Annotated in this window: 23 protein-coding genes and 5 pseudogenes; 19 read left to right on the top strand and 9 right to left on the bottom strand. The window is 50.5% G+C overall.

Features of this window, described 5'->3' with window-relative positions; genetic code table 11:
• Nucleotides 1-20 precede the first annotated feature (20 nt).
• Both B1A75_RS12900 and B1A75_RS12895 read right to left on the bottom strand, forming a co-directional pair.
• Entirely contained in the window at nucleotides 21-881 is an 861-nt protein-coding gene (locus B1A75_RS12900; RefSeq protein ID WP_074042901.1) for a phosphate ABC transporter substrate-binding protein, read from the bottom strand.
• A gap of 56 nt (nucleotides 882-937) precedes the next feature.
• Complete coding sequence (locus B1A75_RS12895) at nucleotides 938-2,689, bottom strand: stalk domain-containing protein (RefSeq protein WP_074042900.1); 1,752 nt, start codon at nucleotides 2,687-2,689, stop codon at nucleotides 938-940.
• A gap of 484 nt (nucleotides 2,690-3,173) precedes the next feature.
• On the opposite strand from B1A75_RS12895, the gene B1A75_RS12890 reads away from it, so the two are divergent.
• From B1A75_RS12890 to B1A75_RS12870, 6 genes are all read left to right on the top strand, one after another.
• Nucleotides 3,174-4,370, top strand: a complete 1,197-nt coding sequence (locus B1A75_RS12890; protein ID WP_074042899.1) for an MFS transporter — start codon at nucleotides 3,174-3,176, stop codon at nucleotides 4,368-4,370.
• A gap of 225 nt (nucleotides 4,371-4,595) precedes the next feature.
• Complete coding sequence (locus B1A75_RS12885; RefSeq protein ID WP_074042898.1) at nucleotides 4,596-5,426, top strand: glycosyltransferase family 2 protein; 831 nt, start codon at nucleotides 4,596-4,598, stop codon at nucleotides 5,424-5,426.
• A gap of 287 nt (nucleotides 5,427-5,713) precedes the next feature.
• Nucleotides 5,714-7,096, top strand: coding sequence for a glycine--tRNA ligase (locus B1A75_RS12880; protein WP_074042897.1), 1,383 nt, complete (start codon nucleotides 5,714-5,716; stop codon nucleotides 7,094-7,096).
• Between the two features lie 515 nt (nucleotides 7,097-7,611).
• Nucleotides 7,612-7,761, top strand: coding sequence for a hypothetical protein (locus tag B1A75_RS19950; RefSeq protein ID WP_161496639.1), 150 nt, complete (start codon nucleotides 7,612-7,614; stop codon nucleotides 7,759-7,761).
• 177 nt (nucleotides 7,762-7,938) lie between these two features.
• Nucleotides 7,939-8,574, top strand: coding sequence for an FMN-dependent NADH-azoreductase (locus tag B1A75_RS12875; RefSeq protein WP_074042896.1), 636 nt, complete (start codon nucleotides 7,939-7,941; stop codon nucleotides 8,572-8,574).
• Between the two features lie 246 nt (nucleotides 8,575-8,820).
• Nucleotides 8,821-10,689 carry a SpoIIE family protein phosphatase gene (locus B1A75_RS12870; RefSeq protein ID WP_139268030.1) on the top strand — a complete coding sequence of 623 codons (1,869 nt, stop codon included), beginning with the start codon at nucleotides 8,821-8,823 and terminating at the stop codon, nucleotides 10,687-10,689.
• A gap of 49 nt (nucleotides 10,690-10,738) precedes the next feature.
• Here the strand turns inward: B1A75_RS12870 and B1A75_RS12865 are convergent, their stop codons facing one another.
• The 3 genes from B1A75_RS12865 to B1A75_RS12855 are packed head-to-tail and all read right to left on the bottom strand — an operon-like array spanning nucleotide 10,739 to nucleotide 12,304.
• The gene (locus B1A75_RS12865; protein ID WP_074042894.1) at nucleotides 10,739-11,509 is read right to left on the bottom strand and encodes a sigma-70 family RNA polymerase sigma factor; all 771 of its coding nucleotides are present in this window, start codon (nucleotides 11,507-11,509) and stop codon (nucleotides 10,739-10,741) included.
• Nucleotides 11,469-11,957: an anti-sigma B factor RsbW gene (rsbW, locus tag B1A75_RS12860; protein WP_074042893.1), complete on the bottom strand. Its 489-nt coding sequence runs from the start codon at nucleotides 11,955-11,957 to the stop codon at nucleotides 11,469-11,471. The genes B1A75_RS12865 and rsbW overlap by 41 nt, the downstream gene beginning before the upstream one ends.
• Entirely contained in the window at nucleotides 11,954-12,304 is a 351-nt protein-coding gene (locus tag B1A75_RS12855) for an STAS domain-containing protein (RefSeq protein ID WP_074042892.1), read from the bottom strand. Before B1A75_RS12855 ends, rsbW begins: the two co-directional genes overlap by 4 nt.
• A 128-nt stretch (nucleotides 12,305-12,432) precedes the next feature.
• On the opposite strand from B1A75_RS12855, the gene B1A75_RS12850 reads away from it, so the two are divergent.
• The 3 genes from B1A75_RS12850 to B1A75_RS12840 all read left to right on the top strand — a co-directional run bounded on the left by B1A75_RS12850 (nucleotide 12,433) and on the right by B1A75_RS12840 (nucleotide 13,989).
• Nucleotides 12,433-12,816: a YkvA family protein gene (locus B1A75_RS12850; protein WP_079936340.1), complete on the top strand. Its 384-nt coding sequence runs from the start codon at nucleotides 12,433-12,435 to the stop codon at nucleotides 12,814-12,816.
• Nucleotides 12,817-12,986: 170 nt separating this feature from the next.
• Entirely contained in the window at nucleotides 12,987-13,676 is a 690-nt protein-coding gene (locus B1A75_RS12845) for a uracil-DNA glycosylase (protein ID WP_013524842.1), read from the top strand.
• Between the two features lie 13 nt (nucleotides 13,677-13,689).
• On the top strand, nucleotides 13,690-13,989 hold the full coding sequence (locus B1A75_RS12840; protein ID WP_025039370.1) for a YwdI family protein: 300 nt from the start codon (nucleotides 13,690-13,692) through the stop codon (nucleotides 13,987-13,989).
• A 274-nt stretch (nucleotides 13,990-14,263) separates the two neighbouring features.
• On the opposite strand, the pseudogene B1A75_RS12835 reads toward B1A75_RS12840, so the two are convergent.
• A pseudogene (locus B1A75_RS12835) lies at nucleotides 14,264-15,179 on the bottom strand (IS982 family transposase).
• Here B1A75_RS12835 and B1A75_RS12830 point away from each other — a divergent pair.
• The 8 genes and pseudogenes from B1A75_RS12830 (at nucleotide 15,160) to B1A75_RS12790 (ending at nucleotide 20,503) form a co-directional block, all read left to right on the top strand.
• Complete coding sequence (locus B1A75_RS12830) at nucleotides 15,160-15,702, top strand: hypothetical protein (protein WP_254866633.1); 543 nt, start codon at nucleotides 15,160-15,162, stop codon at nucleotides 15,700-15,702. The pseudogene B1A75_RS12835 and the gene B1A75_RS12830 sit on opposite strands and share 20 nt — an antisense overlap.
• Before the next feature lie 171 nt (nucleotides 15,703-15,873).
• On the top strand, nucleotides 15,874-16,350 hold the full coding sequence (locus tag B1A75_RS20320) for a hypothetical protein (protein ID WP_239691302.1): 477 nt from the start codon (nucleotides 15,874-15,876) through the stop codon (nucleotides 16,348-16,350).
• Nucleotides 16,347-16,574, top strand: coding sequence for an HDOD domain-containing protein (locus B1A75_RS12820; protein WP_074044850.1), 228 nt, complete (start codon nucleotides 16,347-16,349; stop codon nucleotides 16,572-16,574). The genes B1A75_RS20320 and B1A75_RS12820 overlap by 4 nt, the downstream gene beginning before the upstream one ends.
• Nucleotides 16,575-16,961: 387 nt before the next feature.
• Nucleotides 16,962-17,354, top strand: a complete 393-nt coding sequence (locus tag B1A75_RS12810) for a hypothetical protein (RefSeq protein ID WP_049625976.1) — start codon at nucleotides 16,962-16,964, stop codon at nucleotides 17,352-17,354.
• Nucleotides 17,355-17,358: 4 nt separating this feature from the next.
• Entirely contained in the window at nucleotides 17,359-18,153 is a 795-nt protein-coding gene (locus tag B1A75_RS12805) for an ImmA/IrrE family metallo-endopeptidase (protein WP_068895178.1), read from the top strand.
• A complete protein-coding gene (locus B1A75_RS12800) occupies nucleotides 18,150-19,046 on the top strand; it encodes a hypothetical protein (RefSeq protein ID WP_079936339.1) in 897 nt (298 codons plus the stop codon). The genes B1A75_RS12805 and B1A75_RS12800 overlap by 4 nt, the downstream gene beginning before the upstream one ends.
• A 73-nt stretch (nucleotides 19,047-19,119) precedes the next feature.
• Nucleotides 19,120-19,219 (top strand): annotated as a pseudogene (locus B1A75_RS20655) (helix-turn-helix domain-containing protein); the annotation flags it as partial.
• A 117-nt stretch (nucleotides 19,220-19,336) separates the two neighbouring features.
• Nucleotides 19,337-20,503, top strand: a pseudogene (locus B1A75_RS12790) (RNA-guided endonuclease TnpB family protein).
• 47 nt (nucleotides 20,504-20,550) lie between these two features.
• Here B1A75_RS12790 and B1A75_RS12785 read toward each other — a convergent pair.
• The gene (locus tag B1A75_RS12785) at nucleotides 20,551-21,711 is read right to left on the bottom strand and encodes an acyl-CoA dehydrogenase family protein (protein WP_074044627.1); all 1,161 of its coding nucleotides are present in this window, start codon (nucleotides 21,709-21,711) and stop codon (nucleotides 20,551-20,553) included.
• Nucleotides 21,683-23,755 (bottom strand): sigma-54-dependent Fis family transcriptional regulator, encoded by a 2,073-nt coding sequence (locus tag B1A75_RS12780; RefSeq protein ID WP_079936338.1) that lies wholly within the window; start codon nucleotides 23,753-23,755, stop codon nucleotides 21,683-21,685. The genes B1A75_RS12785 and B1A75_RS12780 overlap by 29 nt, the downstream gene beginning before the upstream one ends.
• A gap of 487 nt (nucleotides 23,756-24,242) precedes the next feature.
• Between B1A75_RS12780 and B1A75_RS20125 the strand changes: the two are divergent.
• A pseudogene (locus B1A75_RS20125) lies at nucleotides 24,243-24,671 on the top strand (ABC transporter ATP-binding protein); the annotation flags it as partial.
• Nucleotides 24,648-24,791 (top strand): annotated as a pseudogene (locus B1A75_RS20560) (iron chelate uptake ABC transporter family permease subunit); the annotation flags it as partial. The pseudogenes B1A75_RS20125 and B1A75_RS20560, both read left to right, overlap by 24 nt.
• Before the next feature lie 22 nt (nucleotides 24,792-24,813).
• Here the strand turns inward: B1A75_RS20560 and B1A75_RS12770 are convergent.
• On the bottom strand, nucleotides 24,814-25,422 hold the full coding sequence (locus tag B1A75_RS12770; RefSeq protein ID WP_074044629.1) for a DedA family protein: 609 nt from the start codon (nucleotides 25,420-25,422) through the stop codon (nucleotides 24,814-24,816).
• Between the last annotated feature and the right edge of the window lie 528 nt (nucleotides 25,423-25,950).

Below are 25,950 nucleotides of genomic sequence, written 5' to 3'. Positions count from 1 at the left end.
AGAGGCTGAGTTGTGTTCTGTTACTTCACAGGGATAAATTTCAGTTTTTTCAAAGAGCCGTTTTGAAACTTTTTGCTTAGGATATAATTGATAAATGCTTTGTCGGCCCCTTTCGCTTCGCCTTTTGTCAATAAGTAGCCATAGCCGTAGAACACGTATTTCCCGCTGGCGGCGTTGGCGGTTGTCGCTTTTACGCCGTTGATGCTGACCGCTTTAATTCCGCCTTTGACATAGGCCAAGTCGACAAATCCGATGGCGTTTGGATTGGAAGAAACAGCATTGACCATATCCCCTGATTTTTGCACTTCTTTGTAGTTGTCTCCGGATGTTTTGATGGCATGCCCGTCCATGATTTTGTCTTCAAAATTGACGCGCGTCCCGGAACCTTTCGCGCGGTTGATGACGACGATCTCTTCGTCTTTCCCGCCGACTTGCTTCCAGTTGGTGATTTTGCCTTCATAAATGTCTTGAATTTGTTGGACTGATAGATTGTCCACGGAATTGTTTTTGTTGACGATGACAGCGAACGGAATTTTTGCGATTTTGTATGCTTTTAATCCTTTGTAAGCAGGGAATCCTCCGACTGCTCGGGTCGCGTCCCAATCGCATGCGCCGATGGTCGCGACGCCTTTGGCGACGGATTGCGGACCGGCGATTGACGAGGATCCGGAGACTACAATTTTCACTTTCGGATGACTCTTTTTAAATTCTTTTGCCGCCTGTTGGGTTAACGGCAGCAAAGCGGTGGAGCCGGCGATAACGATTTTTCCGGATACTTCTGCGGCGTCAGCGCGGTGTTGAGTCGTAAAGGCAGCGCCAATCAGCAAAGCTGATGAAAGAACAGCAGCAGCCATCCGTTTCCATAGTGTGGTTCGTTTCATGGCATATCCCTCCGTGATCAATTTTAGCGGCCTGGGAGACCCTTGTTTTTCCATGATCATTTCGTCATATCGATCCAGCGTCCGTTGCGGAGGATCGATACTTTTTCCCCGTTCTCGGTCGCGATCGTCACGGCGATTTGATTGTCATATGGTGACGGCGCGATCGAGGTGATTTCGTTTTTCGTACTTCCTGCGGTTGTCCACGATTTTGTGGACGGGTCGAAGATGCGGATTGTGTAGATGCCGTTCGTTTCAAGAGCGACATAGATCCGGCTTTTGACAACGACCGCGTCAATGATGTTCTGGTCGGCAAGCAGTGTTTGCTCTTCTCCGTTTCTAGTCCATTTTAATGACGGCCGAGCGGCTTCATCGTCGATCGCACTTACATACACGATTTCATTGTTAGAAAGAAATGCACTGTCGACTTTATTGTCCGGCGACGATGTTAATGGCGTCGGCTGTTTGTTCGGAGAGGAGAGATCCACGAGAAACAGCTGCGGATCCGTCCCGCTTGTATCAATTGAATCAACATCCGTTTTTTGATCGTCAGTGTAGTTTGTTTTTCCTTCATTGGCAACCGTGTACAACAGCTTCGTTCCATCCGGGGATAGACGAAGGTCGGTTTTATATTTCACTTTGTCGTCGATCAATTTGTTGATGCTGCCTGTATCTAGGGACGCGACAGCGACTGCCTCATTGTTGCTTCCGTAAATGCAATAGAGTGAGCGGCCGTCGTTGGACCAAACGAGATCGGTTTTCACCTCATCGTCGTCGCCGATTTGTTTGACGACGTTGGAAGCCAAATCGATGACAAACAAATGGCCGTTTTCATCGACATAGGCCGCTTGCTTCCCGTCAGGCGACAGAGTGAGATCCATTTGGCTAATGGATCGAATGGCGGTTCTCGAACGAATGTCCAAAAGCAGCGAAGTGGAATCGTCCGGTCGGCTGATAAGCAACGTGTTTTGATCCACCCATTGCGGATGGGTGCTCATTCCTTTGATCAGCCCGGCGATGGCGATGAACCGTCCATCGATGTCTCCTCCTAATGCGCGGACGATTGATGGCAGATCGGCGTACGGCACCCCTTTTTGGATGAACGGTGCAATAGGCATGGTCATTTTTTTGCCGTTGGCGTTCAAGGTATAGCTAAATGGGTGGAAGAGAACCGTCCGTTTGCCCTTTGTCACTTTGACCATGCTCGTTTTTTTGTCGACGTGAACGGCGGCGCCGAAAGCGGCGGCAATATCGTACACTGAATAAAAAGATACGTGTTGAAAGGCGACGCCATGAATGACGGACGGAGAGCCGTCAAACTCCCACGTTTCACTGAATGAACGGAAGCTGCCAGACGTCGAGACGACGGCGATCCCGTTCTCCGCTTGCCATTGGCCGCCTAAAAGTTCAGCGATCGGCTTTGCATCAATGTACAATTCTTTTCCTGACCGTTGGGGTGCGATGGATAACGAGAAATGTTTTCCATTGACAAACGCTTTGTTTTGCCCGGCTTGTAAAACGATGCGTATCGCCGGGGATGTCCGACGGATTTCGTATCTTTGATGCGCCTTGTCATACGTACAATTCGCGGAAAACAGCTTGGCTAGATCACTCGCCGCAAACAAGGCAACTCCCGAATGGTGGAGCGAACGAATTGTCGCCAATTTCCCATTGACATTCACGGGGTAACGGGACATGACGCTTTTGGCTGAAGTTGCTGCATAAACATGTCCATCGAGGCTTGTCCCCGGCAAAGGCGATCCTGCAAGCAGAGCAGACGCCATGACTGCCCCGGCGATGATTTTCTTCATTATGAACCTCCTTTCATTTCCTTTTGAAAAAGGAACGGGCGTAAGCAATAGTAGTGATCCCCCTTTCTACATAAGCATTTTTTCTTGTCAGCATAACCCATTATATTTGAGAAATATGAACATACTGTTTTTATTTGTTGGAAATTTATTAATATTATGTATAATGAACGTAAATTTTTTATCATCCTAAACCGAGAAGACCCCCACTTCCACGCGTGAGCGTAAGTGGGAGAGCGTTCAAGGGATGAAATCATTGCAGAAGATAGGCCCCTGTTCGAGCGCCATATGGCAGTCATGATGATCATGGCATGATCGGGCAAACTATTTGAGCCGCTTGAAATTCTCCTGTCCATCCATAGTAGAAAAGAACTATTGGCGAAAAGTGCTGGGAAAGAAATCAGAAGAGCATACGGGTTCACAGGCAGCCGATCTTCTTTATATAATGAAAATATGTCTTGACACTAATAATGACAGGAGGATGCACATGAACGAACCGATGATTTCCCAGCGCAAGCTGTTAGGCATAGCCGGCCTTGGCTGGCTGTTTGACGCGATGGATGTCGGCATGTTGTCGTTTTTGATGGCGGCCTTGCAAAAAGACTGGAATTTGACGGCCGGCCAAGTCGGCTGGATCGGCAGCGTCAACTCGATCGGCATGGCGGTTGGAGCGCTCGTGTTCGGGCTGCTTGCCGACCGGATCGGCCGGAAAAACGTTTTTATTTTCACATTGTTGCTGTTCTCGATCGGCAGCGGGCTGTCGGCGCTGACGACGACGCTAGCGGCGTTTTTGGCGCTCCGCTTTTTGATCGGCATGGGGCTTGGCGGCGAGCTGCCGGTCGCGTCAACGCTCGTTTCGGAGGCGGTGCCGGCTGCCGACCGCGGCCGGGTTGTCGTGCTGCTTGAAAGCTTTTGGGCTGGCGGTTGGCTGTTGGCAGCGCTCATTTCGTATTTCGTCATACCAGCTTACGGATGGCGAACGGCGTTATGGCTGGCGGCGATTCCAGCGCTGTATGCGATCTATTTGCGCCTCCGCCTGCCCGATTCGCCGCGGTTTGCGGCCGCGCAAAAAGAGGAGACGGTGTGGAGCAATATCGTCAAAGTATGGTCCGCTCCCCATCGGAAAGAGACGGTCATGCTTTGGTTGCTTTGGTTTTGCGTCGTCTTTTCGTATTACGGCATGTTTTTATGGCTGCCGAGCGTCATGGTGATGAAAGGGTTTAGTTTAATTAAAAGCTTTGAATATGTGCTCATCATGACGCTGGCGCAATTGCCCGGCTATTTCAGCGCCGCATGGCTGATCGAGCGGGCGGGGCGGAAATTTGTCTTGGTCACGTACTTGCTTGGCACAGCATTGAGCGCTTACTTTTTCGGCACGGCCGAGTCGCTCGTCGGGCTGATGGCATCCGGCATTTTCTTGTCGTTTTTCAACCTTGGCGCTTGGGGAGCGCTGTATGCGTATACGCCGGAGCAGTATCCGACGTCGATTCGCGCCACTGGTGCGGGCATGGCGGCGGCGTTTGGACGCATTGGCGGCATTTTTGGCCCACTGTTGGTCGGCTCGCTTGTCGCCCAAGGCGTGTCGGTGACGGCCATTTTCACGCTGTTTTGTCTATCGGTCCTTGTCGCCGTTTTGGCGGTCGCGGTGTTGGGCAGCGAGACGAAGCAGCAGGAGCTTGCATGAGTAAAATCGTTGTAAGGGACATTCTAAGACAGATCTCTAATGAGAGTTGCGGGCTTTGGTTCGTGGCGCTCGTTAGGGGAGGCAAGCCGAAATTGACAAACAAACGGCAGGGGCGGTACCTTAAGGGTAAGCCCCTTTTTTGATTGGACAAGCTTTCTGTGGGTGTGCGCATCGACGCCCGCGGACGCCAAGGGGAAAGCCAGTGCGAGAGGCGGTGAATCAATCTTGCGTCCGTCCGTGTCCGTCGTTATTCCGACGTACAATCGCCCGTATCCGCTTGCCGAGCTGCTCGAGTCGTTAAGCCGGCAGACGTACAAGCCGTTTGAGGTCATCATCGTCAATGACGGCGGCGTCCCGGTTCATGATGTCGTCGCCTTGTACCCGGAGCTTGACATCCGTCTCATCGACCGCCGCGACAACGAAGGACATGTCGCGGCCCGCAACGTAGGCGTCAAGGCGGCGCGCGGCGAACTCATCATGCTTTGCGACGACGATGACTTAGTGTTGCCGTGCCATCTCGAGCGGATGGTCGCGGCGCTCGAGCATGCGGACTTCGCCTATGCCGATGCGGAAATTGTCCAGTATCGGGTGGAAAACGATCAGCGCGTCCCATCCGCCCGTTTTTTATTTGCCTATGAGTATGATTTGGAAGCGATGCGGACGTTTTCGACGTACGTCCCGTCTGGAAGCGTGTATCGAAAATCGCTCCATGACGAGATCGGTTGCTTTGACCCGTCTGTCCACCATTATTGGGATTGGGACTTCTTTTTGCGCGCGGCGGTCGTCTGTCGCGTCATGCGTGTCGCAGCGGCGACGGTCTTGTATGCGTTCAGCCCGGACGGCGACAACGTGTCGCGACAGGTAGGCGGCAAGCGGCGCCAATATTTGCGGCGGCTTTGCGAGAAGCATGGGCTCGGCGACTTGCCGGTGAAAAACTTTTGGCTCTTGCTTGACGAGCCGGAAGTCGCGAAGCGCCGGGCGGACAGCGAAGTCATTTGGAACGGTCAGCCAATCGTGTCACGGTTTTGGATGCAAAAAAAGGCAGGATGGCGTTGACAAAAGGTTTTGGGGTTTGTTATGATAGTAGACAAAATCATATATGGATCGCGATGACGGATCAATAGTAGTTAACCCTCTCTTCCCAAGCGAGCCGGGGACGGTGGAAGCCCGGCGAAGACGGTTAATGAAACGGCAGTCCGGAGCGGGAACGGAAAAAGAGGATGCGCTGTCGGCGCATCAACTAGGGTGGAACCGCGGGAGCTACGCTCTCGTCCCTAGGCGTCAGGCCTAGGGGCGAGGGCGTTTTTGATTGTTGGACATCACATTGAAGGAGGATGAACACGATGGCTGTTACAATGGAAGAAATCGTCGCACATGCCAAGCATCGCGGCTTCGTTTTTCCGGGGTCGGAAATTTACGGCGGGCTGGCGAACACGTGGGATTACGGCCCGCTTGGCGTTGAGCTGAAAAACAACATTAAACGGGCGTGGTGGAAAAAGTTTGTCCAAGAGTCGCCGTACAACGTCGGGCTCGACGCCGCCATTTTAATGAACCCGAGAACGTGGGAAGCGTCCGGCCACTTAGGCAACTTCAACGATCCGATGGTCGACTGCAAACAGTGCAAAGCGCGTCATCGCGCCGATAAGTTGATTGAGAAGGCGCTCGAGGAAAAAGGGATCGAGATGATCGTCGACGGTTTGCCGCTCGCGAAAATGGATGAGCTCATCCGGGAATACGATATCGCCTGCCCGGAATGCGGCAGCCGCGATTTCACGAACGTGCGCCAGTTCAACTTAATGTTCAAAACGTACCAAGGCGTCACCGAGTCGAGCGCCAACGAAATTTATTTGCGCCCAGAGACAGCGCAAGGCATTTTCGTCAACTTCAAAAACGTCCAGCGCACGATGCGGAAAAAGCTGCCGTTTGGCATCGCGCAAATCGGCAAAAGCTTTCGCAATGAAATTACGCCGGGCAACTTTACGTTCCGCACGCGCGAATTTGAGCAGATGGAGCTCGAGTTTTTCTGCAAACCGGGCGAAGAGCTGCAATGGTTTGACTATTGGAAGCAGTTTTGCAAGGAGTGGCTGCTGTCGCTTGGCATGAAGGAGGACAGCATCCGCCTGCGCGACCATGCGAAGGAAGAATTGTCCCACTACAGCAACGCCACGACTGACATCGAGTACCATTTCCCGTTCGGCTGGGGCGAGCTGTGGGGCATCGCGTCGCGCACTGATTACGACTTAAAGCGGCATATGGAATACTCGGGCGAGGACTTCCATTATCTCGACCAAGAAACGAACGAACGCTACATCCCGTACTGCATTGAGCCGTCGCTTGGCGCCGACCGCGTCACGCTTGCGTTTATGATCGACGCCTATGACGAGGAACAGCTTGAAGACGGCACGACCCGGACGGTGATGCATTTGCATCCGGCGCTTGCGCCGTACAAAGCGGCTGTCTTGCCGTTGTCGAAAAAGCTCGCTGACGGGGCGCGCCGCATTTACGAAGAGCTGGCGAAACATTTTATGGTCGACTATGACGAAACCGGCTCGATCGGCAAGCGGTACCGTCGTCAAGATGAAATCGGCACGCCGTTTTGCATCACATACGATTTCGAGTCTGAACAAGACGGCCAAGTGACCGTGCGCGACCGCGACACGATGGAACAAGTGCGGCTGCCGATCAGCGACCTAAAAGCTTTTTTGGATCAAAAAATCGCCTTTTAATGAAAAACGCCGGGGCATCGATGAAGCCTCGGTTTTTTTGTGAAAAGGGGAATGGAAACGGAACCGCTTTTTTAAGCAAAATTTCAAAAAATCATCCAACTTTCATTGAGTGAACTACCCCCACTTAGCTTTGCTTGAAGTGGGAGCTTCTCAGTTCCACGACGAAAGCAGCCTTTCGTCTCCCTGAGCGTAACTTCGGGTCGTCCCAACCCTAGGCATCCGACGATTCGGAGTTCTTTCGCGCCTTGGATATTTTACGCATGGAAGGCTTAGCTTGGTTTTCGCATTGGATTTTCTCCATGCAACCCCATATATCCAGTTCACAAAGAACATGATACACATTTATTTTATCATGTGTTTTGGCTGACGCCAACCGAAATTCATCTCCCGCTTATCGCTGGGCTGCGCCATTCACGCGCTTGAAGCTGGAGTCTTCTTTCGGAACTATGATAAATGGTAACATAGAAGTGTAGACTAGTTCTTGCATCCTACAACAATCGAGGGGGTCAAACATTATGGAAGGGAAACCGATCTACTACGATGGAAGCGGGCATCTGCCTGGCAGCGAAGGTGAAAGCGCTGTCAAAAATGAGCCGTTTACGCTTACGGATGAAATACGAAAACAAATCAGCGGCAACCCGTTTGTTGTTGAACAAAGCGAATAACGATCCACGCCAAAATTGCCTTTACCTAGGGCAATTTTTTTTGAGCCAAATCGGTTGCCAAGTGTCTCGATTCCTTATATAATTATATCTCGTATTAAAGATATTTGATTTAAAAATAAATGTATGCCGTTTTAGTGACTAAAATGGCGACACCAGCAAAGAAAGGGAGTATGCATCATGGTAAAAGTGTTGTACATCACCGCCCACCCTCACGACGATACGCAATCGTACAGCATGGCGGTTGGAAAGGCGTTCATTGAGACGTACAAACAAGTTCATCCGGACCATGAGGTGATCCATCTCGATTTATATAAAGAATACATTCCGGAAATCGACGTCGACGTATTCAGCGGTTGGGGCAAACTTCGCTCCGGGAAATCGTTTGAAGAGCTGTCTGACGAAGAAAAAGCGAAAGTCGGGCGGATGAACGAGCTGTGCGACCAATTTATTTCCGCTGACAAGTACGTGTTCGTTACCCCAATGTGGAACTTTTCATTCCCACCGGTGTTGAAAGCGTACATTGATGCGGTGGCGGTCGCCGGCAAGACCTTTAAATATACGGAACAAGGGCCGGTCGGATTGCTTACCGATAAAAAAGCGCTCCACATTCAAGCGCGCGGTGGTTTCTATTCGGAAGGCCCAGCGGCAGAAATGGAAATGGGGCATCGTTACTTAAGCGTCATCATGCAATTTTTCGGTGTTCCGTCGTTTGAAGGACTGTTTGTCGAAGGGCATGCGGCGATGCCGGAAAAGGCGGAAGAAATTAAAGCGAACGCCATCGCCCGGGCGAAAGACTTGGCTCACACGTTCTAATGAGACGCTTTGAACAGGTTGGCGATTTCGAAATTGCATGGGAAATGACCGCGATTGAGGACGCTCTCTGTTTAGAGAGCGTTCTTTTTTGTTGTTCCAGCGGCGGAAGCGAAAATGAGGAGGCGGCGACGTTCGTATGCGCTTGACGTCCAACGTTATGGTATAATAAGCCATATAGCAGTGAGGAGTGGAGGTTCACCATTTGTGAACAAGGATCAACGATATCAGCCAGCGCGTTGGCACGGCATGGCGGCAACGCTGGCGGCTGGGCTGTTTGGCCTGCTTCTGTTCGCTGGCGGTCATCTGCCGCTTTTGCTCGAATTCTATCATCCTATTCTTCTTTCTTTAGGGTTTGCCGCTGTCGTCGTCTGTTGGCTTGTCGCCTTGCAAGGATGGGCCGTATTTCCGCATACGCTGTCAACAGAGCGGCTCATGATGGGGGCGTTGTTTTTTTCTGCGGGGGCGCTCTTTTCTGTTCATTTTGTCCTTTCCTTCACAGAGGCTGACGTTTTGGCGGCGCTGTTTTCGCTCGCTGCCCGCTTTACGCTTGCTTGGGGGCTGCTCTTTCTCTTTTCACGGCCCGATGAGGTGATGGAACGGCAAAGCGGGCAACGCTGGCAGGCGTTTTTGGCCGCGTTTTTGTATACGGCGGCTGTTAGTTTGTTCATCCACATCACGTCCCCGTTTTGGCCGGCGCATGGGACGAGCCGCTGGCCGTTTTGGTGGCGCGCAGGGGAAGGAGCGGTCGGTTTGCTTGATGCAGCGGCGACCGTGTTCGCATGGCGGCGTTTTCGGCAAGGGAGGGCTCCCGCTTCCCTATACTGGTCTATGGCGCTTCTATTATTTGCCCTCGGCCAATGGTTGCTCATGCTTGGCAGCGGGTACGGGCTGTGGGGGCAGCTTTATGAAATGGCTGGATTTTTGTATGTCGTGCGCGCCATGTATGTGGAAACGGTGGAAAAGCCGTACGTGGAGCTGAAGCACCGTGAACAACAGCTCGAGATGATGGCGAACGCCCTTGGAGAAGGATTGCTGATGGTGAATCGCGACGGGCAGATCGTTTGGATGAATCCGGAGGCGAGCCGGTTGATCGGCGCCACTTTAGAAGAGGCGAAAGGCAAGCCGCTGTTTTCGTTTGTCTCGCTCGCGGGGCCAGACGGCGACAAGTGGGATTGGAAGCAGCTGCGCCGCGTCGTCAAACGGCTGAAAAGCGGCGAGGTGATTCGCGTCGAGGAGGAGCCGTTTCGCCGCCGCGACGGCGTCTGCCTGCCGGTCGGTTATACGCTGGCACCGGTGTTGGAAAACGGTGCGCTGGCGGGGCTTGTCGCCGTCTTGCGCGACATGACGGAGAAAAAAGAGAAAGAGCGGCTTGAGCGTGAACGCGAACAACTCGACTTTGAACTGTCGCTTGCCGCGAATATGCAGCGATCGCTTTTGCAGACATCTTCGAAAGTGAACTTGCCTTCGTACATCGACATCGGTGTCCTCAGCGTCCCTGCCCGAGTGTTGAGCGGCGATTTTTATCACTTTGCTGTCCATCAAACATCGGTGTCCGTCGGCATTGCCGATGTATCGGGAAAAGGCATTCCAGCGGCGATGCTCATGACGCTGATGAAATTTATTCTGGACCGGACCGTCCATTACGGAACGCAGCCGCACGTGTATCTTGACTTGCTGAACCGATTCGCCTACGACTACACCGAGCCGTCGATGTTTGTCACGATGTTTGTCGGCAATTACAACGAAAAAACGCATACGTTCTCGTACGCGTGCGCCGGACACGAACCGGCGCTTTGGTATCGGGCGAAAACGAAGCAATGCGTGCCGCTAGGCGCCAAAGGCTGCGCGCTCGGCTTGTTTCCGCAATTTTCATTTGAGACCAAATCGGTTGTGCTCGAACCAGGTGATTTTGTGCTGCTGTACACCGACGGGGTGACGGAAAAGCGTACCGAAGAGGCGGACGATGACTTTTCCGTTCTCGCCGCGATGGTCGCCCGCGTCAACCTTGATCAGCCGGCGCCGGAGATCGTGCGCGAGTTGTACGAGCATATTCAAGCGTATCATCAATACGAACAAAAAGATGACCAGACGTTGTTGCTGCTGCGCCGCCGTTAGCATGGGCTGTTCGACCGCTTGATGCGTCCGGCGGCGCAATGTTTGACCGTTATGGCGAATAGGCGGCGAGCTGCCGCTTCAATTTCGCGATGGCCCGCTTTTGAATGCGGCTGATTGTCATTTGCGAGACGCCAAGCCTCTCGGCTAACGAGCGTTGCGTTTCCCCGCGACGGAAGATGGCGTCGATGACGATTCGTTCTTGCTCGCTCAGTTTGCCGATCGCTTGCTCTAAATCCATTCGCTCGATCAGTGACTCGATTTCGTTCGCTTCATCAGCGACGAATTCACCGATCGTCGTCGCATCCTTTTCCCCGTCTTGCACCGGGGCATCGAGCGAAACGGCTTGGTAATGGTCCCGTCCGGCCAAAATTTCGATCGTCTCTTCGACCGATAAGCCTAAGTGGCCGGCGATCTCATCGATCGTCGGCGAACGCTCGAGCTTGACGGTCAGCTCATCGATCGCCTGCTGTACTTTGCTTCCTTTTTCCTTCACCTTGCGCGGCACTTGGATGTACCATGCTTTGTCGCGCAAATAGTTTTTCATATAGCCGATCAAGCTTTTCATGGCGTATGACTCAAAGCTTGCACCTTGGCTCGGGTCATAATGATCGAGGAGGCGCAAAAACGACAGCCGTCCGATTTGAAACAAGTCTTCGTAAAAGTCAGGGCGGCTGCGCGCCATTTTTTTCGCTGCGGCCGCAATGAGCGGCTCGAAGCGCACGAGCAAGGCGGTCGCCGCTTCTTCCGTTTTTGTTTGTTGATAGGCGGAAATGAGGGCGTCAAGCTTGCTCTTGGACAGAGGAGGGGGATATAGAGTCATGGGCATGCTCTCCTTCGCCGCGATGGCGGAATTTCGTCAGGCGGACTTCCGTTCCGCCCTTTGTGGTGACGGTGACATCGTCCATGAGCGCTTCCATCAAAAACAGGCCGAGGCCGCCAGCTTTGACGTCTTCAAGAGGCTTCGCGGACAGCGGCGCTGCCTGTTTCGCCGCCCGTTTGTAATCAAACCCTTTGCCCTCGTCTTTAATGATGATCGAAAGCGCATCGGCGCGCATCTCAAAGCGAAGATGAATGACGCCACCCCTTCCGTTGTACGCATGCAAAACAGCGTTGTTGCACGCTTCTGAGACAGCCACTTTCATATCTTCAATCTCTTCATAGGAAAACCCCATCTTAGCGGCCAGCCCGTATAGCGTCAAACGCGCGACATCGATAAACTGCGCATCGGCTGGCATCGACAGCTGTACGACGGTTTCATGCTCTTTCATGATTGCCCCTCGATCCTTTCTGTCGTGTCATTCATTGTCGAAAACAAGTAGGATACGCCGGTTAAATCAAACAAGCGTTGCACTTTCGGCGGTACGTTCTCAATCGCAAACGGCGCCCCTTGCTTTTTTCGCGTTTTTAATAGCGCGACAAACATTCCGATGCCGGTGCTGTCGATATACGTCAATTCTTCAAGGCGGATGACGAGCGGCTTCGACGCATCACCAGCGAGCGGCTCGACGGCGTGTTGAAACTGTTCCGCTGCCGCTAGATCAAGCTCCCCTTTTATGTATACAACATGACGGTCTGGCTGTTCTTCGTGTACAACATGAAATCGTTTCCTATCCATGGTTGTTCACCTCACATGATCGATGAGTCGGTTTCATGATGGTACGGGAAGGTTGTCGACCTTGCAATGTTTACACTACTATACCCATATTTTATACTATATGAAACAGGAAAGGGCAGGGGAACGCGATGTTCACAAAGTGGAAAGAATGGGCAAGGGCGCTGAAACGAGACATATTTGTCTTGTATTCTGCGGTTCGTGATCGGCGCGTTTCCATTTGGCTGCGGCTGTTTATGCTGGTCGTTGTGGCGTATACGTTCAGCCCGATCGATTTGATTCCCGATTTCGTTCCGGTTCTTGGGTATATCGATGATTTGCTGCTTGTGCCACTCGGTATTTACTTGGCGCTGAAATGGCTGTCGAAAGACATTGTTGCCGAACACCGGGCGCGGGCGGAAGAGCTCGCTAAGCGCGTCAAGCCGACGAACTGGGCCGCTGGGGCGCTGATCATTTTTTTATACGTGCTGCTTGGCGCTTGGCTGCTCCGCTGGTTGATTTCGTGGACATTTTGATTTTCTCTTCAATTTTTTATGGCTGCGGCAGGGGATTGGCGCATTTCCTGTTGGGGAAACAGGTTTCGCTATGGTTGCCTCAATCTGAACATTCGCTTCGCTTTGACGCTGGGGTCTTTTTGGTTACAATGATAAAAGGAAAAAAGCCGATGGCAAAGGAGTTGCTCGCAATGCCGATTCTCAAAAACGACTGGGCTCCGTTGCTTGAAGAGGAGTTTCAAAAACCATACTACTTGAAGCTGCGCGAATTTTTAAAAGTAGAGTACCGAACGCGGACGATCTATCCCGATATGCACGATATTTTCAACGCCCTTCATTATACACCGTATGCAAACGTCAAAGTCGTGCTGCTCGGGCAAGATCCGTACCATGGCCCGGGGCAGGCGCACGGACTTAGTTTTTCCGTCAAGCCGGGCGTGCCGGTGCCGCCGTCTTTGGTGAACATTTTTAAAGAGCTGCATGATGACCTTGGTTGCTACATACCAGATAACGGCTATCTCGTGAAATGGGCCGAGCAAGGGGTGTTATTGTTAAACACGGTGCTGACCGTCCGCCGCGGCCAGGCGAACTCCCACCGCGGCAAAGGGTGGGAACAATTCACCGACCGCGTCATTGAACTCGTCAATGAAAAAGACGATCCGGTCGTCTTTTTGCTTTGGGGCCGGAACGCTCAGGAGAAAAAAGAACGGATTACGAATCCGCGCCATCTGATTATTGAAGCGCCGCACCCGAGCCCGTTTTCCGCCGCGCGCGGCTTTTTCGGCCATCGCCCGTTTTCGCGGACGAACGCGTTTTTGATGAAATGCGGACGCGAACCGATCGACTGGCAAATCGAAAACATCGGCGTCCGCGCTGAATAAGGAGGGGAGAATGATGTCCATCTCGTTTGCGGCCGTTATCGCCAAGATGGAAGATGAGCTGCGGAAAGCGAGGTCCACGAACGACCTGCAGCGGGTGCGTGAACACGTCGCCGCCATTCGCGTTTTATGCGATTTGATGTTGGAAGCAACAAGCCATCCGCAGCCGTCCGCTTCGTCTGCCGCAGCCGGGCCGCTTGTCGTCGGCGGGCCGATTTCGGTTGCTGGCGGGCTTTCGCTTGGAGCCGTTTCTGTCGGGGGACGCTCCCCTGACATTGACGATGAGGCGAACGGGGAGTCGTTGCTTGATTTTTGACTGGAAAACGGGCTCGCTCCGGCCGAAGCGTTGAAAGACTACTTGGCCTGCATGCCTGGGAAGACGCCTAATCCGATCTCGCGCTGGCCGATCCGGGATCTAGATGATGATTCTCTTTCTCCTCCGTCGTCTCTGAAACGAATGGAGAAAGAAGGGAACTTCCGTGAAAAAACTTTTCCAATCGGGCGCACTACAGGGACGGAGCTTTTTTCGCCAAGCAGCCAAATTTGTCGTTTGACAAAGGATATTTTTAACCCGTGGTGCTAGTTGAGCGTCAGCGCTCAACCAGCCCTAGTGTGACCAAGGAATAAGCCAACAAGATGCCATCGAGTGCCACTTCAAACCCGGCAATGGAATTCGCTCGAATGTCGGTGATCCGGTATTGGTCTACGAGAATCGAAAACACCGTCTCGATGACTTTGCGTTTTTTCCTGATCCATTCTTCCCATGCCTTGGATGGGCCGTGCTTTTGATTGTGTCGAGACGGTGTCCAGAACGCGGCTTGGTGTTCTTCGTACAGCTTTTCTCGAAGAGCGYGGCTGATGTACCCTTTGTCCCCAAAGTTGTAGGGATGAGGGATTTGAGTCATCACCGTTTCAGCGGCTTTGACGTCGTGGCAGGACGCTTCCGTCACGACATAGCCCATGGCCAGCCCTTGATTGGTCACTTGAAGATGCAGCTTGAAACCGTAGTACCATTGCTTTTTGGAAGCACAATACCCCATATCCGCGATCCCTCGAAATCGCTTGACGCGCTGCATTCTCGCGGGATGGCACAACGGAAGAGGCAAACTGTCGACAATGTCTAGCATGRTGTTGGCCACGTTTCGCCAGTTCATGACGAATCCATTTGACCGCGAAGCCAAGCGCTCGGCAGCGGCGGTTGTATCGGGAGCGTTCAAGAAACGAGCCGTTTGTGAACAAATTTCCCGTGACAAAGCGATGCCAGGCTCGTTCGGAAGAAAAGCCCAGCAGCTTCCCCAAAAGGTGAACCGCCATGACCACTTCGTCTTCWTGCTTGACCAAGTGACGGTTGCGGCGATGAAGATMCATTTGAATCAACGACAGTTGGGCAGAAACAAAACAGAAAATGGCGGCATATTGTTTTTGAAGTTTGGCTGGATCTGTAGTAAAATGAAAGTGCTCTTGCGTGGGGGATCTCTCCTTTCGAATGATGGGTCGCACTTTCATTCTACAGGAGATCCGCCAGCAAGGGCTATTTTTTTTTATGCTTGATCAAGTTTATCTAGCACCACGGGTGAAAATATTACAAAAAAAGGGGGGAGAAAAGATGAAGGTGCTCGAGTACCGCTTTGCCATTGCACCCATTTTTCATTTCATTGCAAGCAAATCGATGGAAGCAGGCTTGCATTTATGTGATGGCCATGCAAAGCAAACAGTGCAGTTGTTTATGAATGATACAGCTTCCGAGAAAGGGAAGAAGCGCATCGGGGCTATACAATATGAAGGATCCAACGATTACACAGCGAAAGAGCCCTGCATTGTCAGTTGGAGGTTCGAACGAGCGTTGCTTCCGGATGGCCTCAAACAAGACTTGGAGGCGATCACTGCGTTTCGCAGAGATCAAAACGAAGGACCATCCATCAATCCAAACGCCCAGTCGATTGCCTTTAAATTTGAAGCGTTGACGGATGCCGCCAAAGAAACGATTGAGGCAATTACCGCAGTTCTTAAGAAGCATGCAAGAAGTTGAAGTGGTTACATACTGTACACGAGCTTCAACTAGGGATTTAATTGTGAACCAGGAATGTTTGAGACATATATGAAATGGTTCAAAGGTCGAAAATCGTCGTTTCATCTTACTTCCTCGCGAAGGAAATTATGGTACAATAAAGTAAGCTAAATTGAGGAGCAGCTAGACAAGGTGACGGCTCGCATTCAAGCGTTAAGTGAAGCGGAACCGGCAACGGGCGCGCAAACCTCGCCAGAGCCTGCCGATTCGTCGCCAACGGGCGAGCCGTCCGCTTCTCAACCGACAGAAACCACAGCGGCATCTGACGCTCCGAGCGGACAAGCCATAGCGGCCAATGACGCCGCAGTTCCGGCTTCCAGCGGGCAAACCGCAACGGAGGCATCGTCTCCGGCTTCTTCACAACCGGTTGACGAAGACCAAGAGGAACTCGATGAAAAACTGGCGAGACAGCCGATATTCGATGTCGAACGAGATGCCGTTGGATATGAAGTGTTTTATCGAAGCGGCAAGCGCAATTTCTATGATGGTTTGAATGGAGATCATGCCACACTAGAAGTGCTGATTAACAGCTTCATGAACATTGGAATTGAGAAGTTGACCAATGGGAAGCCGTGCTTTGTCAACTTTACGGAGAAATTGCCGGAATGATTGAGCGCGATCTCTCACTTACTTATCTCCTATTGAAATTGGCGAATTCGATGATTGTGTCTCATCGGCCAAAAATCAAGTCGATCCGTCATGCGATCATGTTATTAGTCATCAATGAGCTGAAAAAGTGGATTTCTGTATTGGCGCTGCAGAAATTATACGATCTGCATGCCCATCTGTATCAAGAGATTGTGACGCTGTCCTTCAAGAGGGAAAGCTTGTAAGTTGCCCGGTGATCTATTCGGATATGAGCAGGACAAGGCGAGCTTGTTTTTAATGGGGGGTTGCTCGCTTTTTGATGTTCTCTTGCATCAGCCGTTGCCGAAGATTTTACATGAACTGAATATTCACGACGATATACAGGCTTGTCTTCTTCACAAAACGGGCCGCTTTTGCCCCGTCTATGATCTTGTCTGGTGCATGGAACGAGGGGACTAGGAACAGATGAACCGTCTTTGTGATCACTTTTTGAGGAAAAAATAAGTTTGATCAAGCACTTTTGAATAATTTTTTGCGTAAAATAATCATATATTCCGTTTTTTGAGGAAAAAATATAGAAAATCAATACGTTCTTATTTTATAATTTGTTGTAGATACAGGAGGTGAAGTGTATGGTAAATACAAACAAAATTGTAGGCCAGAATGTCAAAAAATATATAGAAGGGAAAGGCATTAAACATTCATGGGTGATGGAACGAACTGGTATTAAGAAGACAGCTTATTATAATTTCTTGAAAGGCGAAGGAAATGTGGAGAAGTATGTTGCAAAGATCAATAAGCTGTTCCGCATTAACGATCCGTTCTTTTTTTACAAGGCAGATATGGAGTTAAATGGAAAAACGTTTGGCCGCAGCCGATCTGATTCATTTATGAATTATGTGGCCCTTTCGTTTCACGGTGCAGAGGACGAAGAATTAAAAAAGGGCATGCATCTTTTCAGCGAATTTGTTGAACTGATCGATGTGTTAAAATCAGTGACAAATTCGGAACATCCAAGGGGGTAGTCCATTGATTACAAAAGACAATCTTGAAATGATTTTAGAGCATAACAAAACACATTTGCCGAAAATGAAAAGGGCAATGGACCGTATTTACTCCCTCGGAGATCCTCTTGCTCATGTAAAGCCGCTTGATTTTATAAAAACTTATCTTTACGAGCATGCAAATGTATTGCAGTTTCCGATTCAAAATGCTGACTATGGTGGGCTTGTGTATTACTATAACGGTGATTATTATGTCCATATTAACACGGCACAGCCGAGAATATATGAAAATTTCATGTGGGCGCACGAGTTTTATCATTTCTTTTTTGACAGAGAGAAAATTAAGAGCCCTGACCAAAATTTTATCATGATTGATCATATTTATGATGAAAAAGAGCGGCTTCCTAATCTCTTCGCTGCCGAATTTTTAATTAATGATTTTGTGTTGGAAAGAAGTTTTCGATTTTTGGAGACCGCTCACATGAAACAATCTCTCCCCCAAAAAATTATGCGATTAATCAGTGTCTTCCAGATCCCGTACAAAGCGTTAGTTGTGAAACTTGCTCAAAACGAATTGATCACGATTAACGAAGCGAAAGATGCATTGGACTATGATTATAGAAATCGTATTCCCCATGATATAGACAAATCATTGTTCGAGCCTAGTTATACGATAAACATCAGCGGGTTTGATGAATTATATGAAAAAGCAAAAGGATTGATGTATGAAGAGGATCTTCAATCGATTAAAAAATTTTATGATAAGCTATATGAACAAGTGTTGGCGTCAGTGCATGATCAAAGGGGGACTAAAGGATGAAGGTCCTCGATTCCCCTGTTTTAGAATCCGTTCGCCCGTTTATTTCAGATAATACGGTCCAACTGTACCAGTCACTAAATGAACATCAAGTATTTTATATGTTAGATAATATGATCTTAACGAAATTCAGAAAACAAATATCAAATTTGCCGCTTTTGCTGCAGGCATTTCATCAGTCTCCGATTTTTCTTATTCCTGATGCAGTGTTAGAAGAGTCTTGTAGGAATATACCCACAAAGGAACGATATAATGATTATTACTTTGAGCTTTTCAAACAATTATCGGCGAAGAAACAGCTGTATATTCTATCGATGCAAACCATTTATCAATTATTAGAGAAAGGAATGACGAAAAAGCAACGCATATTGGATGTGATGAAACAACTGGCTTTGCAAGCTTTCAGAGTAAATAGAGATATTATTCATAACCTGGAACGATGTGAATTATCCTCCATTTCGGATCTTCCAAAATTGAGACAAATCATTTTACATAACGGAAATAATGCAGGAGAGCGCTTTATTTGTTTTTTCTCATTATTGCTTGTTCATCAGTACTACGGTCCTGCCTATATATGTAGTGATGACGGCAAAGGTGTATATACGATGTATAATACTTTTGTAAATAACGAAAGTTTATTTGGAATATTAGGTATCGATGATTTTTTAGGGTTTAAACAGCAATACATCCTGCTGTCTTATGACCGTATTCTACAATTATCCATTCAGAATACGAAATTAAGCTCCGAAGAAATCTATGCTTTTGTGCACAGCAGCGGTCGAAACGAGTCGAGGAAGGTCATTTATTCGTTAGATGGACAGTCATTCCATACAGAAATTAAAAATGCCAATTTGGCAAAATGGATTGAAGAAGGAAAAATAGAGATTTCCTTTTAACGGAGGGGCATCCGTTGCTTCTCAAAAGTTGCGAAAGCTCGATAGAGGCAGAGAGCCGCAAGGAAGATCCGTTATGAAAAAAGCTTATTTTGTTGAAATCAAACCGACAACTGAACAAGCGATCAAAATAAACAAAACGATTGGTGTTTGTCGCTACGTGTATAATTTTTACAGACCTGCGAGCGAGAAAGCCCACTCCTTTAGGGGTGGGATGAAAGCGAGCCGTTTTCTTCATATTGAATGATACTGAAAAAAACGGTATCATGTCATCGTCGCAAGAAGGTGAATCCATGCCCACGATCACACTAAGGCTGGAACTGCACAAACCAACGAAAGTCAAACAAGACATGTACGAACGGATGACAGAAGTGAATACAGCGTTTGCGAATTGGCTGTTGAATCATCCCGAGCTGAATCAAGCGACGAGCAAACGATTTAAAGAATTTTCATCGCAGCGGTTTCCTTCTGCCATCGTGAATCAAACGATTTGAGAAGTGAAGTCCCAAAAGAAAAACCAGAAAACAAAGAAGTTTCGAACATTATGGTGTTGCTTCAACAATCAAAACGTGAAGGTTGAAAAGAAAGGAGAGTTCTACACCGTTTCATTCCCTACACTGGAGAAGCGAATTGGCGTGCCGGTGGTCACGCGCCCCTATCAAGAAGCATGGCTGAATCGGCTGCTTAATGGAACCGTCAAACAAGGGGCAGCCAAGCTCTACAAAAAGAGAAAGAAATGGTACTTCGCTATTGCGATCACAGTTGAAGTCCAACAACGGGAAGAAACCAAGGTAATGGGAATTGACCTAGGACTTCGCTATATTGCCGTTGCCAGCATTGGAACGAAATCGTTGTTTTTCAAGGGCAGCCAATGCGCTTTCATTCGCCGACGATATGCGGCTTTGCGTCGAAAGTTGGGCAAAGCCAAGAAGCTCCATATGATTCGCAAAATCGGCCGTAAAGAGTCCCGCTGGATGAAGGATAGGAACCATAAAATCAGCCGTCAAATCGTCCGTTTTGCCCTCGCCAACGGTGTTGGCGTGATTCGGATGGAARAGTTGACGGGGATTCGRAAGCGGGCAACAYCGGCCAAAGAAGCGGGACGAAGCCTTCACTCTTGGGCGTTTCATCAACTGCAAACGATGATTGCCTATAAAGCGGAAATGGCGGGCATTCGGGTGGAGTGGGTGAAGCCGACCTATACAAGCCAAACATGCCGATGCGGGCATCGRGAGAAAGCGAACCGAAACGGCATCCACTTCCAATGCAAAAAATGCGGATATACGATTCATGCCGACTTGAATGGCGCCATCAACATCGCCAAAGCGATTTCGGGCTTGAGCGCCGAACCTAGCGCGCTGGTCACAGGTGCGCCGCCCATTGGGGTACATCTTAACCCGATGGGACGGGGTGATGACACACCCCCGAACTTGGGCGTTGTCCGAACCAGAAATGGATGAGGGCGCAAACGACCCAAGAATCCCACGCCCTTTAGGCGTGTGGAGTGTCAAACCCGCACTTTTCCGTATTCTCTCCGCAGTTCGCTCGCAATGATGTTGCGCTGGATTTCCGAGGTGCCTTCGTAAATCTTCGTGATGCGGGCATCGCGGAAGTAGCGTTCGATCGGGTAGTCTTTCATGTAGCCGAGGCCGCCGTGGATTTGCACGGCCATGTCAGCGATTTTGTTGTACACTTCCGAGCCGAACAGTTTGGCGATGGCCGCTTCTTTGACGACGCGCATCTTTTGGTCGACCATCCAGGCGACGCGGTAGACGGTCGAGCGCAGCACTTCGATCAACATGCTCATTTCCGCCAGCATATGCTGGATCGCTTGCTGCTCGATGATCGGCTTGCCGAACTGTTCGCGCTGTTCGGCATATTCCATGCAGTATTCTAGGAGGCGGATGCATGAGCCGAGGTTGCGGGCAGCAAGACCAGCGCGGCCGTTCGCTAAAATTTTCAAGGCGTTGACATAGCCTTCTCCCTCTTTTCCGAGCACGTTTTCGACCGGCACTTCCAAGTTGTCAAAAAACAGCTCGGCTGAATGCGATCCGCGCAGCCCCATTTTCCGCTCCACGTTTCCTACGATAAAACCGGGAAAATCTTTTTCCACGATAAAGGACGTGATGCCTTTCGGACCTTTCGACGGATCGGTGACTGCCATGACGGTAAACACATGGGCGTCGACAGCGTTCGTAATGTAATGTTTCGAGCCGTTAATGATGTAGCGGTCGCCTTTGCGGACGGCGGTCGTTTTAATCGCGGCGGCGTTCGAGCCAGCACTCGGCTCGGTTAAGGCGAAAGCGCCGATCCATTCGCCCGTCGCCATTTTCGGCAAGTAGCGCCGCTTCTGTTCTTCCGTGCCCAGCTCAACGATGCCGACCGTGCCGATGCCAGTATGAGCGCCAATGAGTGTTGTATAGCCGTTATGCGTTTTGCCGAGCTCTTCATAAATGGCACATTTGCCGACCATTGACAAACCGAGGCCTCCGTACTCTTCCGGAATGCTTAATCCAAACAGCCCCATTTCTTTCGACTTTTCAATGATATCTTGCGGAATCTGGTCATTTTCCTCAATATCCATCGCCACCGGTTCGACAACTTCTCTCACAAATTTGCGGACGTTTTCTTTTAAAAATTCAATCTCGGCTGGCAGCGTGAAATCCATCTTCTTCCCCTCCCCATGATTGAATTCCATATTTTTGCGCCTTGCGCACGAGTGTCGACGCATCGACACCAAGCAGTTTCGCAGCTCGCCGATACGTCTTCGCCTTGTGAAGCGCCTTGATGATGAGCTGGCGCTCGACCTCAGCCGTTGCCTGTTTGAGCGGGATGATCTCTCCGACCGCCACCGGGCTCGCAGCTGGCTCCGGTTCAAGGTGGAGCCATTTCGCCACTTGGTGTTCGTCAACGACTGGGGAAACGGCGGTCACAAACATACGTTCTACAACATTGACGAGCTCTCGGACGTTGCCGGGCCAGTGATAGTCCATCATCGCCGCCAGCGCCCCATCGGTAAACACGAGCGGCTTTTGATACTTTTCCGCAAACCGCTTTCGGTAATGGTCAACCAAGAGCGGGATGTCTTCTTTCCGGTCGCGCAGCGGCGGAATGGCAATCGGCATCACGTTCAGCCGGTAAAACAAATCAGCGCGAAACCGCCCAGCGGCAACAAGCTCCTCAAGCGGCTTGTTCGTCGCGGCGATGACACGCACATCGATCCGCTTCGGCGCCTCCGCCCCCAACCTCATGATTTCCATCGACTGCAACACGCGAAGGAGCTTCACTTGCAAGTGAAGCGGAATTTCACTGATTTCATCGAGAAAAATCGTCCCGCCATCCGCCTGCTCGAAATAGCCTTTTTTCCCTTTCTTCGCCGCTCCGGTGAACGCCCCCGGCTCGTAGCCGAACAGTTCAGACTCCATCAACGTCTCGGGGATCGCCCCGCAATTCACTTTCACAAACGGTCGGGCGCGGCGGGCGCTTTGTTTCCAAATGTAATTCGCCAATTCCTCTTTCCCGGTGCCCGACTCTCCGGTCAACAACAACGTCACATCGACAGCCGCCGCTTGGCGGGCGATATTGACAACATGCGCCATCGCTGGAGCGCGGTAAATGAGATGATCTTCTTCCTGACGGCCCAACATATGAAGGAGCCGTTTCGTCTCCTCCAGTTCCGAGCGCAGCTGTTCCATCTCGGTCATATCTTTGACGTAGAGAACAACCCGCTCCGCCCGCCCATCTTCCTCGATGATCGGCACCGCGGAAACGATCCAAATGTTTCCCGTTTCCGTCCCCTGATGAAGCATCGAGCATGGCTGGCGGCCGTCAAGCGCCTGTCGAACGACCCGGTCAAGCGGGGCGGTCACCCGCTCTTGCTCCGTTCCTAGAAACAGCGCATCCCATTTTTTGTTTCGCCGCGTGATCATTCCACTGCGGTCCGTGATGGCGATGCCGTCGCTGGATGCCTCCATCACCGTTTGCAGCTCATTGACGATGCGCTTGACGGTCTCAAGTTCGTTGGAGATAAATTCAATCTCGGAAATGTCTTGAAACACCCCGACCGCCCCAACGACCTTCCCCTCGTCGATAATTGGCGAGCGGTTTGTAATATAGACGCGCTTGCCGACGCGGTATTTTTCCGTATGCCCTTTGCCGGTGCGCACGACCTCGAGCAAGCCAGACGGGATCACGACATCGGTCAAAAACTTGCCGATGGCTTCTTCTTTCGTCGTCCGCGCCATTTTCTCAGCCGGTGGATTGATCGATGTAATCCGCCCTTTTGCGTCGATCGATAAAATGCCGTTATGGGCGGCGTTGAAAATGGCATCCAAATGTTTTAAGCGGAGTTGTACCGCCTTCGCATATGCCGTCAAATGCTGCTCTTTCGTCAACACACCGACAAGGCGTCCGCTCTCATCGACAACGGGCCGGAGCGGACCGCCGCCAAACTCGATCCCCTCCACACGGTCGTGAATGGAAAGCGGCGGCAGCGACGGGCGCATCACCTCACGCACAGTTGTTTTCCCTTGAGCAAGACCGAACAACACGTCTTTGACCGCCACCACGCCGACGATTTCCTCACTGCAACGGCATACGACCATCCCATCAAGTCCGTATTCAAAGAATGTCCGAGCCGCTTCATCAAGGGAATCGCTTTCAAAAATTACTGCCTTTGTCTTCACCATGATGTCTCCGACCATCATTGCCATTTCCTCTCCCACCGTTCCGCCTTATTTTCTACTCAAGCAATTTTTGTGCCAAAAAACAAGTTCCCACTATTTATTCAGAAAAAACAAGTCCCTAGAAGGCTGGTGAAAAACAACGGATTCGCTCGGTTTGTGAGAAATCGTAAGGAAGGAAGTTATGGTGTTGCAAGGTTTTTCAATTTGAGAAACACTGTTGGAGAGCAGCATTTCCCCTTAAATCACCAACCTTCTAAAATTCATCTTACTTGATCGCTTGTTGCCAAACAACAACATATTGTTGCAATTTTGCAACAAACAGAACGAATTTGTTGCAGTTCTGCCGTTATTCAGCTAAAAAATGTTGTTATTTCGCAACACTCATTAGTCACTTCTTTGCAAGTAAAATTGATTCCCATTTTCAAAAAATCATTGTTTTTTTCATTGGATGCGCTATAATAAGATTGTTATTGATATTGATTCTCATTTTCCTGATCCAGAAGGAGGTGGCCGCATGGTTCGCCTATATGCTAAAGAATTGACCGTTCGCTACGATGACCGAACGATTTTCGAACATTTGTCCGTCCGCATTCCCGACCGACAAATCACAGCCATTATTGGACCAAACGGATGCGGAAAATCGACGCTGCTCAAGACGTTGACGCGCATCATTTCCCCGCAGTCCGGCGCCGTCATTTTGGACGGCCAGGCCATTTCGCAACAACCGACGAAAGAGCTGGCGAAAAAAATGGCCATTTTGCCGCAAATGCCGGAAGCAACAAGCGGGTTGACCGTCGGCGAACTCGTCTCCTACGGCCGCTTCCCATACCAAAAAGGGTTTGGCCGCCTGACGAAACGAGACTACGAAGCAATTGACTGGGCGCTTGAAGTCACGAAAACAACCGATTTGAAGCATCGGCCGGTATCGATGCTCATCGGCGGTTGACTGCTGCTTACAGCTGATACGATCGGACGCAACGTTCTCGCCGAACCGCTTCCGAAGGGAGTGGTCGTCTCGTTGATCGGTGCACCGTATTTCATCTATTTGTTGCTAAAATGGTGAAGACGAAAGACGCCGGGGCATCTTATGATGTCCGGCGTCTTTTCCATAAACGCACAGCGGATGCTGCAAGCGCAATGGCCATCACGACGTAAACCACTTCAGCGTACATCCCGATCACCTCGGACACTTTCCCCCACGATTGGCCGAGCGCCGCGCCGATCGAGACTAGCGCTGTATTCCAAATAAGTGTGCCGAGCACTGACAGCCAGACGAACAGCCAAATGTTCATCTTCGCCATGCCCGCCGGGATGGAAATCAAGCTGCGCACCAACGGAATCATGCGGCCAAGAAAGACGGCCCATACCCCATAACGGTGAAACGTCCGGTTCGCCTTGGCGATGTCTTCCGGCTTCACCCGCAGCCATCTCCCCCAACGGTCGACCATCCGTTCGAGCCGTTCAACAGACAACAGCCGGCCGATTCCGTACAGCACCAATGCCCCGGCAACCGAACCGGCGGTCGCCGCCGCAATGACGCCAGGCACCGTCAATGACGTGTACGTCGTCATAAATCCGCCAAACGGCAAAATGACTTCCGACGGAATCGGCGGGAAGATATTTTCCAGTGCAATCATGAGAAAAATGCCGATATAGCCGAATTGTTCCATTACATTCGTGATCCACGCCTGCATGGCGCCATTCTCTCCCTTCCGCACGGCTCATTGTATGTACGCATGTCTCTTTCCTCATAATGTATGTATATGATATGGTAGTACAAAAAAAGATCCTTTGCAAAAAAGAAAAGCAGCTTGCTTTCGCTCTCCCTTCGATATCACCGGCTTCATCGGCGTCTCGCAAACGAAAGGCCGCCCACCCCCAAGCAGATGAGGATGGACGGCACGCCCCCCTAGCAACAACTTTTTCCGTGAAAATCCCCACCACTTGGTGAGTGCGGTATACGCTCCTGATCCGTGAGGGTATACTGAAAATGGCCAAAAAAGGCAATAGGAAAGCAGAGGTGCCCGATTTTAGGCATCTCGTATAACCTGTCTGCCTTTTGGCTAGACTAAATAAGTTGTGGTTGGCGGAACGGCTCTTTGCGGGAGATCATGCAAAAGATGATCACCAACATCCGCCGAGCAATGGCGATGAGGGCTTTTTTCTTCCCGCACCGGGACGCCAACGAACAAAACGGTCGGGACAAGGGATGCGTCTTGGAT

Origin of the sequence: Geobacillus sp. LEMMY01 (assembly GCF_002042905.1) — a bacterium.
GTDB classification, from domain to species: domain Bacteria; phylum Bacillota; class Bacilli; order Bacillales; family Anoxybacillaceae; genus Geobacillus; species Geobacillus proteiniphilus.
Note: the sequence above shows the minus strand (reverse complement) of the source record. Positions and strands in the feature narration are given on the sequence as shown.